The following is a 14,667-nucleotide window of genomic DNA, read 5'->3' as shown; positions in this document are numbered from 1 at the left end:
TTAAAGCCCAGGTTGTAATCACGCTGCGTGCGCTTCTTCCGGGTGGGAGTATCGTTGCCCATCTGCTCATTCTCCAGATGACAACGTATTTCAGGACGGGACAGAAAATCAAAAAAGGCCAACCTTTCGGGGTTGGCCTTTTTTGGTTTCGGGGGTGCCGCCTGTGGTAAGCTGACACTTGTCAGGATTTGAAAGTGCTCACCAAAATTACCGCTACAGGCAGCCAATGAATAATAAAAAAACCGACAAGCATGCCATCAGGAAACTCCCGGAAGAACTGGTCGAAGCCCCGGTCGACGGCATCCAGAACACGTCACTGGTAGAACAGCGTCGTGACCAGATCTGCGACGCCGCCCTTGAGCTTTTCCTGCAGAAGGGTTTCGCCTCTACCACGATTCGCGACATCTGTGCCCGCTCCGGGGTCAACCAGGCCAGCATCTACGACTACATTGCCAACAAGAACGACATCCTGCGGCGGCTGCTGAACAAGCTCTGGTTTCGCTCCGGGGCACCAAACCTGGATGAGTTACTGGAAAACCAGCCGGAAAGCGCCACCTTTGAACAGCTGGTCGCGCTCTATCTGACAGAATCCTGGAGCAAGAAGCGCAAGGGCACCCTGCTTGCCTACCGAACCGTGCCTCACTTGCAGAAGGCAGACCGCAAAGCCATGCGACGGCGGGATGAAATGGTCATCCACGCGCTTGCCGACAAGCTACGCATACGTACGGCGCTGCCGGCGGACGACTACCGTGTTGACGTGATTGCCAACCTGATTATCTATCTGGCCGGCTTTGGCCCCATGCGGGACTGGCTTCATCAGGACCTGACCCAGGAGCAGATCGTCAGTGCCGTGGCGGCGGGCGTCAATGCGATGGTCGAACAACTGGCCAGTTCTAACACGGAGGGCGCTTCGTCGACGTAGCGGGGTAGCTTGGCGGGCGGGGAAACGAAATGGGGCCGCTGCGAACCCCCGCCCAGAGGCGGAGGCTCGCGACACTACCGACTTAAAGCCGGGAACTGAAGCCTTCCAGACCTTCCGTGTGCCTATTGAAGATTGCCATGAACTCTTCATTGTCGGCATCAGGAACAATCCTCTTGTCCCTGGCTTCTTCCAGGGCCGCCTTGCGGGCCTCGATCCACCGATCCATTTTCTCGATGGATGCCTGGTTGGCCGCTTCGTCCTCTTCCGTCCATTCGCCGATTTCTTTCAGGTAGCGGACGGTACCTTCATGCACAGGAACGGATGACCGGTCCATATAATCCCTGAACACATCGAGACTCATGCGGGTTGCCAGCGGATGGGTACCCTTATAATCGTCATAGGACTCATGGAACCACTTGGCCAGGGTGTAGGCGAAGTCCGCATCGGCATCAGCCGGTGATGCGTAGATGAAGTTGGAGGTCAGACCATCCACCCCCTTGGCCGTGGAAACCCCGAAGGTGATTTCGGCAGGAATGGACATCGGGGAATACTCCATAAAACCTTCCCAGCCCTCTTGGTTATCCAGGTCCATAGGCAGCCAGCGGATGCCGCCCGGGGCGCCTTCCATTTCGGACAGGACCGAACTGATCGGCGAGCACCAGGCGACATCCGCCTTGCCCTCAACCACGGAACGGCAATTCTCCACGTAACTGCTGGCCGGTACGTAATCGAAGGTTTCCTCCGCTTCCTCCGGGCTCAGCCCCAGGAACGCAGGCATGGCCTTGCGCACCGTGGTGGTCATGGGGGGAGAGAAGACCCCCTGGGCAACCTTGACGTCGCCGGACTTGAGATCCTCCATGGTTTCCAGGTCTGAATCGCCCGACACCACGAAGCCCCAGGGCGTGTCATTGTGGTGCCATATCATGCGCTGGGCCACGGGTTTGGTGCTCGCGTAGCCGTCGATACCCTCAATCTGGTAACGCATTTCGGCGGCGGTGACCGAGCTCAGGGTAATGTCCCGACGTTCGGTCAGGCGCTTGTAGCGCTGCATTTCGCTGTCTTCCGGCACAATGCGGGCCGCCTTGTCGGTCTGGTCCTGGTAGATGGCAGCCCAGCCATTGGTAGACGCGAAACTGCCGGTCTGGGTGCCGGGGGTGCCGATCACCAGAAGCCGGGGCAACGCATCGTTGTTGGCCTGGACTCCGGCTGACCCCATCGCCACGCCAAGACTCAGCAATGCGGGCGCAAGAAAACGACGTTTCATAGTTGTTCCTCCACAGTGTGTGTTGTTCTTATTGGTTTATTGAAAGGGGCGACAGCGCTCTCCTGAGCTGCCGCCCCGCCCTTCAGGCTAAGACCGGGCCGTTACGGTTCTCCTTCCAGACATAAGCCACCAGCAGTATCGCCAGGGCGCCACTGATGATCGTGGTCCAGAAACCCGGGAAGCTGAAGGCGAAGCCCACCGCCAGCAGCGGCATACGAGCCAGCCCGGGCACTTTACCGGCCCCCAGCAGGTAACCTTCGAGCCCACCGGAGATCATCATGATGCCAATGATGATTGACGGCAGCACATACAGCAGCGGCGTCAGGTCCCCCTGGAGCACCAGCGCTGGCTGGAACAGGAAGAACAGCGGGATGAAGTAGATCACCACACCCAGGCGCATGGCGGTGAAGCATGTCCTCATGGGTTTGGCGCCGGCGATGGTGCCGGCCAGGAATGCCGCTGCGCCCACCGGCGGGGTGATGGCAGACAACATGGCATAGTAGATAATGAAGAAATGCACCGCGATGGTATCAAGGCCACCCACCTTGATAATGGCTGGTGCCAGGGTGACCGCCAGGAAGATATAGGCCACGATGGCCAGCCCCGCCATGCCCATGATGAAACAGGCCAGAACCCCGAAGAAAATAATCAGGTAAAGGTTGCCGCCACCGAGTGTAACCAGACCGGAGGTTACCGAGCCGGTTACGCCGGTAATCGTGAGAGCACTGACCACGAAGGCAATAGGCAGGATGATGGCTGCGGTCTGGGTGACCAGAACACCAATCTGCCGGGTGGCATCAAAAAGCCTGCTCGGGGTCATCCGGGTACCCTTCTGCAGGAAGGACAGCCCGATCATCAGCAGGCAGGCATACCAGGGGGTGTAATACTCCCAGCGCATATACAGCAGCCCCCAGATCAGGAAGACCATGACCGACAGGAACGGCCAGCCCTTCATCAGCACCTTGCGGACAGAAGGCAACTGGTCTTTCGGCAGGCCCTCCATGCCCGTGCGGGCCGCGTAGGCATCTACCTGCAGGAGCAGGCCGAAATAGAACAGCAGCGACGGCAGGATGGCCGCGATCATGATGGTGGCGTAGTCCACGCCGATGGTGATCGCCATGACGAAAGCGATGGCACCCATGACCGGCGGCATCACGGCACCCCCCATGGAAGCGCAGGCCTCGATAGCGCCGGCATAGTGGGCCGGATAGCCCACACGTTTCATGGTCGGAATGGTGATGGACCCGGTGCCCGCAATGTTGGAAAACACAGAGCCCGACAGGCTGCCCATGAAGCCGCTGGCCACCACGGCCACCTTGGCCGGCCCGCCCCGGTAACGACCGAAACTGGCGTTGGCGAGGTCAATAAAGAAATTCCCGGCACCCGTGGTCAGCAACACGCCGGCAAACACCAGGAAGCCCAGAATGATTTCGGCCACGATCTTGGTGGTAATCCCCATCATGCCTTCTGCCCGGAAGACGTGGGCCTCGATCATGTACTCGAACTCGTAGGGAATGCCCATCAACAGACCCGGGAAGTAGTCAGCCACCAGCGGATAGGTACCCAGCAACAGCACCACCAGCAGGAAGGGTATACCGCCACTGCGACGGGCCAGTTCCATCATCAGCAACCAGACCACAATCCCCAGGTAGAGGTTGCTCCAGCCGGCCTGCACCATGTCCCAGGCATTCATGGCAAAGTAGAAACTGATGGCCAGCACCACGACCACGGCGATCATGTCGTAGAACGGGATTTTCGTCTGACCCTTGCGGGCCGGAAGTGCTATGAAGGCCGCGGCAGCAAAAAAGCCGATAAAGGCCCAGTAATACTCGCCTTCCAGTAGTCGTGTACCATTCCATGTGAAGCCGAAGATGTAGGCCAGCCCGGCCAGCAATCCGCAGATACTGAGAACGACGAAGACAATGCTTTGCCAGGAATACTTGTCGCCAAGACGGGTGACTTCAGAGCCAGCCGCCGGAGACGTATTGTCCACCGCTGATGAATGAGTCATACGAATCGGTTCTTGTGGGTCTCAAGGGTATATGTAAGCCGATGCGGCCCGGGGCGGAAAACAAGCTCCCGCCCCGGCTCGACACGAAAGTAATTACAGGCGTGAACGGAAGCTTTCCAGACCTTCGGTGTGCTTGTTGAAGATCGCCATGAATTCCTCATTGTTATGACTGGCCTCTACCCGCTTGTCCCGGGCCTCTTTCAGGGCAGCCTGACGCGCCTCGATCCACCGGTCCATTTTGGCAATGGCTTCCTGGTTCCAGGCTTCATCCTGCTCGGTCCAGACGTCGATTTCCTTCAGGTAACGAACGGTTCCGGCATGAACGGGCAGCGGTGACCGGTCGAGATAGTCACGGAAGATTTCCACGTCCATGCGGGTTGCCAGCCCATGGGTGTCCTTGTAGTCGTCGAAGCTCTTGTGGAACCACTTTGCCATGTTGTAGGCAAAATCCTCATCGGCATCGGCGGGAGCGGCGTACAGGAAGTTCGAGGCCAGGCCGTCTACACCTTTGGCGGTTGAGACGCCCATACTGATTTCGGTAGGAACCACCATTGGCCGGTATTCAAGGAATCCGTCCCAGGCTTCCTTGTTGTCGAGATCCATGTTCAGCCAACGGATACCGCCAGGGGCACCCTCCATTTCCGACAGCACGGAACTGATCGGGGCGCAGTAGGCGACGTCGGCCTTACCTTCCACCACAGAGCGACAGTTCTCGACGTAACTGCTGGCGGGAACAAACTCCAGCAGCTCATCGGTCTGTTGATCCGAGAGCCCCAGGTAGGCCGGCAAGGCTTCCTGAACCGCAGTGGTCATGGGCGGAGAGAATGCACCCTGGGCAACCCGTACCCCGCCCTTCTTGAGATCCTCCATGGTTTTAATGTCAGAGTCGCCGGCGACCACAAAGCCCCAGGGCGTGTCGTTGTGATGCCAGACCACACGCTGGGCCACGGGTTTCGCGCCCGCGTAGGCGCCGATACCTTCCACCTGGAATCGCATTTCAGCAGCCGAGACCGAACTCATGGTGATGTCCCGGCGATCAGTGAGCCGGCGGTACCGCTGGGTTTCGCTGTCTTCAGGCACTATACGGGCCACAGTGCCGGTTTCGTTCTGGAGCACGGGCGCCCAGCCATTGGTGGAAGCAAAGCTGCCACTGGACGTTCCTGGCGTACCGATAACCAGAAGACGCGGCAGGTCATAGTCTTCGGCCTGGACCGCACTGGCAGTGAAGCCAATGGCCAGAGCTGTTGCCATGGAAAGCATTGAACGGGGAAAACGGGGAGTGCTAAAGCTACGCATGATTGGGTCTCCGTAGGACTCTTGTTGTTATCTCAACGAATGAAAAACTTCTCAACCGGTTGTTATTAAATGCATATTCCGGATTTTTCCTGAACCTTTGTCAGCACCGGAACGACGCCACGGCATTTTTTGCCAATGGCATCTTTTCACATCCTGACAGGTGTCAGGCTAGAAGATCACCCTATATTGGTCAATACTCAATGTGACCTCAATTCGCCTTATCCGTTCCTCAAGTTATAAATCTTGACAGGAGGGCCGCGCGCGACTTAGCGTTCCCTGACAAGCGTCAGGATAATAACCAATGAAAAGCCGGGTGTTCCCATAATGACTCCGAACAGCAAGCCGATGGCTTCGACCTCTCTCACATCTCCCATGTCACGGGATGAAGCCATCAATCACGTCGTCAACACCGACCCTCGCTTCGCGATCGCCCAGACTACCTTGTGGGGAACCCCATTCACGGTTTTTGCCAATGCACCGGACAATCTGCGCACGTTGCTGCAGGAGGCGGCAGGCAACTATCCGGATCGGGAGTTGCTGGTCTACGGTGAGCAACGGTGGAGCGCCAGTCAGTTCGCCTCTGAGGTGAACCGCACCGCCCATATGCTGGTGTCGGAACTGTCTGTCCAGCCCGGTGATCGGGTTGCCCTTGCCATGAGGAACTACCCGGAAATGCCGGTCCTGTTGATGGCCATCGTGTCCGTCGGTGCGGTCGTCGTGCCACTGAACGCCTGGTGGTCCGGCGAGGAACTGGCCTTTGCCATCAGCGACAGTGATGTTCACCTGGTGTTCGCCGACGGCGACCGGTACCTGGCACTATGCCCCCACATCGACGAGCGATCCGTCACCCTGGTCGGCGTTCGCGACGCGAACAGCCCTCTGCAGTACGCCGAACTGCTCAGCCGGTCCCTCGACGACAGCTGGCCGGATGTTTCCATCGCCCCGGACGATGACTTCGCGGTGATGTACTCATCCGGCTCCTCGGGTCGCCCCAAAGGCGTGCTACTCACTCATCGCGGTGCCATTTCGTCGGTACACTCCTGGAGAATGGGCAAAGAAGTGGCCGCTCTCATGGACCCCCAGGCTGCCGCGGACCAGGCCGAGGTCCCGGCTTTTCTGGTGGTTACTCCCCTGTTCCATGTGACCGCCCTGCATTCCGTGTTCCTGCAGGGTCTGGCTCTGGGCGCCAAGCTGGTGTTGATGTACAAGTGGAACGCCGAAGAGGCTGCGGGGATTATTCAACGGGAGCAGATCACTCGTTTTGTGGGCGTACCCACCCAGTCGGCCGAGCTGATCCAGGCGGCCGAGAAGCTGGAGTATTCCCTGGATTCACTGGAAACCATTGGTGCGGGCGGTGCCAAACGCCCTGCTACCCAGGTATTGCAGCTCGCCAGCCAGTTCCCGAAGGCGAGCATCGCCACCGGCTGGGGCATGACCGAGACCAACTCACTGGGAATACTGCTGTCCGGGCCTGAATATGTGGACAACCCGGATGCCGCCGGCCGGCTGACCCCACCCCTTCAGGAGATGCGGATTGTCGATGCCACCGGCAACCAAGTGTCCACGGGTGAGGTTGGCGAGCTGACGGTTCGCAGTCCTGCCAACATGCGGGGCTACCTGAACCTGCCGGAAGAGACCCGTGACACCCTCAAGGATGGCTGGCTGTATACCGGCGATCTGGCCCGTGTGGAAGAGTCCGGCCTGATCTATATTGTGGATCGCAAGAAAAGCATCATTATCCGGGGCGGTGAAAACATCTCCTGTCTGGAGGTGGAAGGCGCCCTGCACCAGCACCCGGCTATCGCCGAGGCCTGCGTCTTCCCCGTGCCTGATGAACGCCTGGGTGAAACGGTGGGCGCCGCTGTTTACCTGCACGAGGACAGCCACGCCGACCAGACCGACATCAGCGCCTTCCTGAAGCAACGCCTGGCAGCTTTCAAGGTGCCGGACCGGATCTGGTTCTGGCACGACCCATTGCCCCGTGGCGGAACCGACAAACTGGACCGCAAGACACTCCAGCGGCTCTGCCAGAACCTGGACGAAGAATAACAGCCGGCAATCCGTCGACTGTCGGAAAGTACCCTCAACCCCCGAGTCTGGAAAGCTCACTACAACAAGGAGAAGCCCACGTGGACAGCACTACCACGCCAGCAGAAATGAACGACCTCACCATGTCGGAAAAATCCCGGCCATTGCTGGAGGCCGTCAAGCAACATATCCGTGACAACGTCGATCCCATCCTGGAAGAATTCGAACGCCTCGGCGAAGGCCGCGCAGACCGCTTCAGCTACGTCCCCGGTCAGCTTGAGCTGCTCGAGGGCGCCAAGCAGAAAGCCAAGGAGGCGGGGTTGTGGAACTTCTTCCTGCCCAACGCCGAAACCGGTGAAGGTCTGTCCAACCTGGACTACGCCTACCTGGCGGTGGAACTGGGCAAGAACCCCCTGGCCTCGGAGACCCTCAACTGCTCCGCGCCGGACACCGGCAACATGGAAGTACTGGAACGGGTCGGTACCCCCGAGCAGAAAGAGCAGTGGCTTAAACCCCTGCTGGAAGGCAAGATCCGCTCTTGCTTCGGTATGACCGAGCCCCATGTGGCCTCTTCGGACGCTCGCAATATTGAAACCAGCGCGGTACTGGAAGGCGACGAGTGGGTCATCAACGGCGAAAAGTACTACATTTCCGGCGCCGGTGATCCCCGCTGCAAGATCATGATCTGTATGGTCAAGACCAGTCCGGATGCCGAAGCCTGGCGTCAGCAGTCCCAGATCCTGGTGCCCATGGATGCTCCGGGCCTGACCGTCGTCGGCCCCATGCACGTGTTCGGCCACGACGATGCCCCCCATGGCCACATGCACATCAAACTGGACAATGTGCGGGTCCCGAAAGAGAACATCCTGTGGGGTGAAGGCCGCGGTTTCGAGATTTCACAGCTGCGTCTGGGCCCGGGCCGCATCCACCACTGTATGCGCTCCATCGGCGCCGCCGAGAAAGCGCTGGACATGATGATCGAACGCGGCCAGAGCCGTGAAGCCTTCGGTCGCCCGATCCTGGACCTGGGCAAGAACATGGAAACCATTTCCCGAGCGCGGATCGAGATCGAAGCCATGCGCATGATGGTCCTCAAGGCCGCCAAGGCGATGGACGTGCTTGGCAACAAGGAAGCCCGCATCTGGGTCTCCATGGTCAAGGCCATGGTGCCGGAGAAGGTCTGCAAGATTATCGACGAGGCTATCCAGATCCACGGCGCCACCGGCGTCAGCCAGTGGTCAGCACTGCCGGATATGTATACCAAGCAGCGCACCCTGAGACTGGCGGACGGGCCGGATGAAGTTCACCATAACGTGGTCGCCCGGGCCGAGGTAAAGGCCTATAACCAGGACCCCTACCGCCGCCTCGAGTAACGCCATCCACCTGGCGCCCCGGCCGCTTGCCGGGGCCTTCAGCTATCATCAATATCGTCATATCCGGTCACCATCGGCCGGATATGACTGGTCAGGGTGTGTCCCATGGTAGTCATGTACACATGGGCAATAATGAACACCAGCATGGCAAAGGCCGCCGCAGTGTGGATCAGTGCAATCCATTCCAGCTCCAGTGTACCCGCCAGCATCCCGGGCCAGTCAGCGTAGAAGAGATACAGTAGCCCCGAACCCCAGATCACCGGTGATATCACCAGCTTGAAGAACAGGTAGGCCAGCCGCTGCAACGGGTTATGCTTTGCCCGGGTGGTTTTCCGATAGGGATGCTCCGCTCCCGTGAACGTGCCGACCAGGTAGTAATGGATCACCGCAAACAGGCCGTTGCGGGTCGGGATGTACTGCCGCCACTCGCCGGTGGTGAAGTGCCAGAAAATGGCAAACAGCCACATTACGATCAACGCCCAGGCTGCCAGTGTATGCACCTGTGTTGCATCACCGAATCCCAGTACCGAGTAACTGCCGTGAATCTCGAAACCGGTGAACAGCAGCGTGAAGATCAGTAATGCCTGACACCAGTGCCAGAAGCGTTCGAAGCGTTTGTAGATCATCACCCGGCTCATGAGTGCTTCCTCCCCCTGAAGATAACCCTGGCAAGGATGTGTGCCAGTACTCCCAGCAGCGTTACCACCACCGCCAGCCAGCCGACACGGTCAAGCCATACATTACCGCTGTGCCCGGGCATGTAGATGCCACCAATGCCGGCCAGGCGACTTTCCGTGCCATGGCAGGAACCACAACTCAGGGCCTGTTCAGTGGGCGCCACCATGTGGGTTATGGGCCAGTACATCCTGGTTTCCACAAAATCGTATTCACCGCTGAAAGGACGACCGGACATCTCACTGCCCGCTTCAAGCGCGTTAGGCCAGTTGAAATTACTCCATAACGAGCTGTCATCCGCACCGAATACATGGGTGACCAGTAATGTATTGAGCTGAGTATCGAATGGCTGCTTGCCCCGCATCAGCTTGAAGGGCCAGATGCGGGAAGCAGGGTCGTCGGGACTGCCGTCAATGCGATTGATCTCGATGGGCTCACTGTAAAGATCCAACTCATCTTCCAGCAGCGTGTACTCCACGGTGCCATCGAACCACGCGTAATGGGGCACCACGTTTTCCTCGTGGCGAAAATCACCCTTGGTGCTGAGATAGCTGACATGGCCGCTGTCGTCATACTCGGTGATGGGCTTGCCGTCATCGTCCAGCCGCCCGGCCGTTGACCAGTCCCACCACATCTTGGTGGGTACACCGCCCCGGGCGAACTCGGGTACGTGGCAGGTCTGACAGGCCAGCGTATCGACATGGTCGTTAAGCTTGGGCTGGTCATGGGGTTCAAAGCCATGGCAGGACTCGCAGCTCGCACGGCTGAGGTCAGTATGGCCCGGCACATCAATGCCGAGCGTATCCTTCGCGTTAACCTGATACCGGCTACCGGAGACATTGTGTCCCCAGGTGGAGTGACAATCGGCACAAGCGAAGTCCAGCCCGTCCGGAGACATATGCACATCCAGCGAGCGCGGCGGATTCACCAGGGACGAATCCAGGTCGCCGTGTTTCACGCCGTCACCGCCACCACCATAGAAGTGGCAGCTGCCACAATTCTGGCGGTCACTGGCACCCACGTTCTGGGCAATGTGGGGCAAGTCCGGGGGGTTCACCATCTTGCCGCTGCCGCTGGGCCACTCCCTGGGCTTGTCAGTAGGCAGGCCCGCAAGGGTGGGAAACTTCCAGTAGTCCCCGGTGGTGTCATGGCAGATCAGGCAGTCAACTGCAGCATCTTCAGACGGCGGCGGCTGGTTCATATCAGTCCAGCCATAGCCGACGTGACAGGAGGTACAGCGGGGCTCATTGGTCACCACCATGCCACAGAAACTGTTGATCACGTTCCGCTTGCCCAGTTCCTGGCCGGTTTCCGGGTGTTCGTAGGTCCAGGTCCAGTGGGTGGTTTCGCGGATCTGATTGGCGGCCTGGTTATGGCAGCCCAGGCAGGCTTCCGTCACTTCCTGCGCACTGCTGAAAGGCCCCTGCAGGGCCTCGAACTTGCTATGGTCTGCGGTGGGAGGCGACCGCTCCGCCCCTATTGCCAAGGGGCTTGCCGTTACCACGAGCAAAACCAGTAGCATAGAAAGCGAGCCCTTGCAGACCCCCGATTTGCGAGATTCCATGACGCCCTCCTTCAAGCTGCTGATTTCTCCGGTGCGACTACCTTATGCCCCGTCTGTCATTCTTTCACGCAAGGCAGGTCTGACGTTGACACGGGTCAACCTGTCTACTGATCATAGCGGTTCTTCCGTTCGATCACGCTCAAAATCACCAAAATGCAGCCGGTTGAGCCGAAGAACCAGCCAGATCGTGACGCCTTGCAGCCCGAGTGCAATGATCGTCAACGCCCAGTAACCAGTACTGAAACGGTCGAGGACACCGAACCCCACAAGACCGACATTGATAAAGAAGTGCAACATCACCGTGAGTGCCACCCCAGGACAGACCAGTGCATAGGCACCCGCGGACTTTTCTGGCCCTGTTACAAATCGGGAAAAGTAACCGTACCGGGACAGCACTACCCAACCCAGTAATCCGAACACCAGCTGGGCACAGAGGAAGATAATCAACATGGTCATGGCTTCTACCCCACCGGCCCCGGATTCGAAATGACCATGCAGCCCATGGGTCTGCCGTAACAGTGTGATACTCAGGGTGGTCAGAATGGGCACAACAATCCACAGGCTGGGTGCAGTCGACGGATCCGCCCCCTGCTCCAGCATGGCACGGAACCCGAGCACTATCTGTATGCCACCAATAATAAACGCGAGCACCATAAAGAAGCTGGAAAGCACCAGGCTGAAGGCGACGGTAACGGTGTTCTGGCTCATGGCGGCCGGTGCCGCAAGCCCTACCGCGATCATGGCACTGGCAAATGCGGGCATCAGTTGCCCCAGGTTGTTGTTACGCACGCAGTCGAAACCACCACCCACCAGCACCCGGCCCCAGAAATCCCTCAGCAGCGCCAGCGCCCAGTAACCCACCAGCACAAAGGCAAGCAGGGCCAGCGGGAACAGCCACTCAACCACCGACCACAAGCCCGGCACAAAGGTAAGGCCGACGACAAATCCCACGTTGATACTCATGGCCACCGTCAGGGGTCCTGCCAGGAGCTGGGTTTCCGAGTTACTGTTGCGCAACTCCCGGTAGTCCGCCGTGCTGCGAAACCGGGCATACTGCCGCAGGTTCCAGACAAGGAGATGAATGTGAAGCACCGAAAACATCGCGATCCCTACCCAGGCGCCGACAACCGCCAGCTTGATCAGCAGCCCTTCACCGACCAGCGCCGACAGAGCATCCCCGAATAACGGTACCGGAGCCCCCGGGTGCGGTAACCAGAACATCAGCCACATAAAAAAAGAGACAGCCAGCCCCCCGGCCCCGAGCGCCGCGAGGAAATACGTGGGCGCCCAACTGGCGTCGTCACCTCGCGATAAACGGTAAAACATTGCGATTTCCTCAAGTTTCTGACCTGCTGATCAGGCCTTGGACAGAACAATCACCACCGCTACAAGAACACCCCCGGCGAGGGCCACCAGGCTGAATCTCCCATGCTCTCGCTCTGCCCGTGGGAGCAGATGCGTAGCACCGACATACACCAGCGCACCCGCTGACAATGCCAGCAGGGCACCCAGCGCCTGGTCACTGATACTGCTGACCATTGGCCAGGCTACCAGCATGCCCAACGGCGTTGTCGCTGCTGCTGCCAGGAACGCCAGTACCATGGAGGTACCTGCCCGGAAACCTCCCCTTACCAGCAGCAGGTAGGTGATAATGCCCTCCGGAAATTCATGGAGCACCATACCTACTGTTGCCAGGTATCCGGTAAAAATACTCACCGAAAACGAAATCGAGTAAATGAAACCGTCGATAAACGAATGAAAGCCAATCCCCAGCATGGGAACAAGGCCGATAACGTAGTCCCTGGCAGCCGGGTCTTTCTCACAGACAAACGCGGTCACGAACCGGTTGAACAGGTGAAGCCCCATAAACCCGGCCAATAGCCAGGCTGGCGCTTGTGTTTGCATGGAGAAGGCTGTCGGGATCATGTGCAGAAAAGACGCGCTGATCAGCACTCCCGCAGCAAAACAGATGAAATAAGACGTATTGCGCTGTCCCCATGCCTCAAAATGCCGGATGGTGAAAATTCCGGCAGAGGTAACCAGCGCGGCCAGCACCGTTGTCATCAGTGTCAGCCAGAAAGCACTGCCCATTCTGTCCCCGAATAGCCCCGTAGGGCAGACAATCAGTGGAAGGTTCGCTGCTCCCCGGAATCCGACGACCAGGCCTGTCTCGCATCCCGTGACACATACAAACTTATCGTCTATACCAGCAGTATAGAAGCAAGCCTGTGGAAGGCCATTATGACCAGCACCCGGCAGGTGCGACCAACTGTCGCTGCGATAAACTTAATATATCACATCGATATATCGATATATCTTTCAAAAATATGTGGGTCGAGCTAATCTGGAACAGTCGCAAGGCAACCCAACTCAAAAGGTGATCAATATGGAAACCCAAGCAACTCCCGTAGCCGGACTGCCCCGCATCAATGAGCCTGCACCGGACTTCAAGGCACTCACCACGGACGGCGAAAAGTCCCTGAGTGATTACAAAGGCAAGTGGCTGGTACTGTTCTCTCACCCGGCGGATTTCACCCCAGTCTGCACCACTGAATTCATGGCCTTTGCCCAGGCTGCCCCGGAATTCAACAAGATGAACTGTGAACTGCTGGGCCTGTCCATCGACAGCATTCACTCCCACATTGCGTGGATGCGTAATATCAAGGAAAACTGGGGTGTGGAGATTCCGTTCCCTATCATCGAAGACCTGAAAATGGATGTGGCCAAGGCTTACGGCATGATCCATCCAGGCGCCGGTGACACTTCCGCAGTACGCGCCACCTTCATTATTGACCCGAACGGTATCCTGCGGGCGATGGTCTATTACCCCATGGCCAACGGCCGCTCCATCCCCGAGTTCCTGCGTCTGCTGGAAGCTCTGCAGACCAGTGACGAGCATGGTGTAGCGACACCGGAAGGCTGGAAGAAAGGTGACAAGGTAATCGTACCGCCGGCCAAGACCGCAGCAGACGCCAACGAGCGGGTTGAATCCGGTGACTATGAGTGCAAAGACTTCTACTTCTGCACCAAGTCGCTTTAAAGTACCTGCCAGGCTTCAAACCTGCGTGACCCAGCCACTATCGCTCCAGGCGATAGTGGCTTTCTGGTAGCGCACCCGTTAACAAAAGGACCCGACTACCATGAAAACTGCTCACGACCTGGTTGAGGCGGCGAGATCCGAGATCACGGAAATCCCCCTGGACCATTCTGAAGATGCGATCCGGCAGGCTGACCTGCTGATCGATGTACGGGAACCCGAGGAATACCATGCTGGCCACCTGCCGGGCGCCATTAACATTCCGAGGGGCCTGCTGGAATTCAAACTGAGCAATGACCCGGCACTGGAAGACCGAAACCTGAACCTGGTTATTTACTGTAAAAACAGCGGCCGCTCCGCGCTTTCTGCGAAGGTCATGAAGGAAATGGGCTACATCCATGTACAGTCCATTGCCGGCGGTATCGAAGCCTGGGAGGCAGAGGGGATGCCCCTGGTCAAACCGGAGCTTCCCGAATTTGACTGACCGGTCCAGGATG

12 protein-coding genes are annotated in these 14,667 nt (G+C 58.4%); 5 read left to right on the top strand and 7 right to left on the bottom strand.

The features are described 5' to 3' along the window. The first annotated feature begins 226 nt into the window (after positions 1-226). Complete coding sequence (locus ACFOZ5_RS19035) at positions 227-922, top strand: TetR/AcrR family transcriptional regulator (protein WP_379890338.1); 696 nt, start codon at positions 227-229, stop codon at positions 920-922. A gap of 82 nt (positions 923-1,004) precedes the next feature. Here the strand turns inward: ACFOZ5_RS19035 and ACFOZ5_RS19030 are convergent, their stop codons facing one another. The 3 genes from ACFOZ5_RS19030 to ACFOZ5_RS19020 all read right to left on the bottom strand — a co-directional run bounded on the left by ACFOZ5_RS19030 (position 1,005) and on the right by ACFOZ5_RS19020 (position 5,493). Beyond that, a complete protein-coding gene (locus ACFOZ5_RS19030) occupies positions 1,005-2,186 on the bottom strand; it encodes a TAXI family TRAP transporter solute-binding subunit (RefSeq protein ID WP_379890336.1) in 1,182 nt (393 codons plus the stop codon). Positions 2,187-2,268: 82 nt separating this feature from the next. Further along, positions 2,269-4,197: a TRAP transporter permease gene (locus tag ACFOZ5_RS19025; RefSeq protein ID WP_379890334.1), complete on the bottom strand. Its 1,929-nt coding sequence runs from the start codon at positions 4,195-4,197 to the stop codon at positions 2,269-2,271. 93 nt (positions 4,198-4,290) lie between these two features. Then, positions 4,291-5,493 carry a TAXI family TRAP transporter solute-binding subunit gene (locus ACFOZ5_RS19020; protein WP_379890332.1) on the bottom strand — a complete coding sequence of 401 codons (1,203 nt, stop codon included), beginning with the start codon at positions 5,491-5,493 and terminating at the stop codon, positions 4,291-4,293. A 324-nt stretch (positions 5,494-5,817) separates the two neighbouring features. On the opposite strand from ACFOZ5_RS19020, the gene ACFOZ5_RS19015 reads away from it, so the two are divergent. Then, positions 5,818-7,542 (top strand): class I adenylate-forming enzyme family protein, encoded by a 1,725-nt coding sequence (locus ACFOZ5_RS19015; RefSeq protein WP_379890330.1) that lies wholly within the window; start codon positions 5,818-5,820, stop codon positions 7,540-7,542. A gap of 107 nt (positions 7,543-7,649) precedes the next feature. Continuing rightward, positions 7,650-8,894: an acyl-CoA dehydrogenase family protein gene (locus ACFOZ5_RS19010; RefSeq protein WP_379890346.1), complete on the top strand. Its 1,245-nt coding sequence runs from the start codon at positions 7,650-7,652 to the stop codon at positions 8,892-8,894. Between the two features lie 38 nt (positions 8,895-8,932). Here the strand turns inward: ACFOZ5_RS19010 and ACFOZ5_RS19005 are convergent, their stop codons facing one another. From ACFOZ5_RS19005 to ACFOZ5_RS18990, 4 genes are all read right to left on the bottom strand, one after another. Continuing rightward, positions 8,933-9,532 carry a cytochrome b/b6 domain-containing protein gene (locus tag ACFOZ5_RS19005; RefSeq protein WP_379890328.1) on the bottom strand — a complete coding sequence of 200 codons (600 nt, stop codon included), beginning with the start codon at positions 9,530-9,532 and terminating at the stop codon, positions 8,933-8,935. Further along, entirely contained in the window at positions 9,529-11,133 is a 1,605-nt protein-coding gene (locus tag ACFOZ5_RS19000) for a tetrathionate reductase family octaheme c-type cytochrome (RefSeq protein WP_379890326.1), read from the bottom strand. The genes ACFOZ5_RS19005 and ACFOZ5_RS19000 overlap by 4 nt, the downstream gene beginning before the upstream one ends. 111 nt (positions 11,134-11,244) lie before the next feature. After that, entirely contained in the window at positions 11,245-12,459 is a 1,215-nt protein-coding gene (locus ACFOZ5_RS18995) for a TsoY family (seleno)protein (RefSeq protein WP_379890324.1), read from the bottom strand. Between the two features lie 30 nt (positions 12,460-12,489). After that, positions 12,490-13,224, bottom strand: coding sequence for a ZIP family metal transporter (locus tag ACFOZ5_RS18990; protein WP_379890322.1), 735 nt, complete (start codon positions 13,222-13,224; stop codon positions 12,490-12,492). 295 nt (positions 13,225-13,519) lie between these two features. Here ACFOZ5_RS18990 and ACFOZ5_RS18985 point away from each other — a divergent pair, with 295 nt between their 5' ends. Further along, a complete protein-coding gene (locus ACFOZ5_RS18985; protein ID WP_379890320.1) occupies positions 13,520-14,173 on the top strand; it encodes a peroxiredoxin in 654 nt (217 codons plus the stop codon). A gap of 100 nt (positions 14,174-14,273) precedes the next feature. Further along, the gene (locus ACFOZ5_RS18980; RefSeq protein WP_379890318.1) at positions 14,274-14,654 is read left to right on the top strand and encodes a rhodanese-like domain-containing protein; all 381 of its coding nucleotides are present in this window, start codon (positions 14,274-14,276) and stop codon (positions 14,652-14,654) included. Positions 14,655-14,667: the final 13 nt, after the last annotated feature.

Origin of the sequence: Marinobacter lacisalsi (assembly GCF_042651045.1) — a bacterium.
GTDB classification, from domain to species: domain Bacteria; phylum Pseudomonadota; class Gammaproteobacteria; order Pseudomonadales; family Oleiphilaceae; genus Marinobacter; species Marinobacter lacisalsi.
The sequence above is the reverse complement of the archived record's forward strand: the minus strand, read 5'-3'. Positions and strand labels throughout refer to the sequence as shown.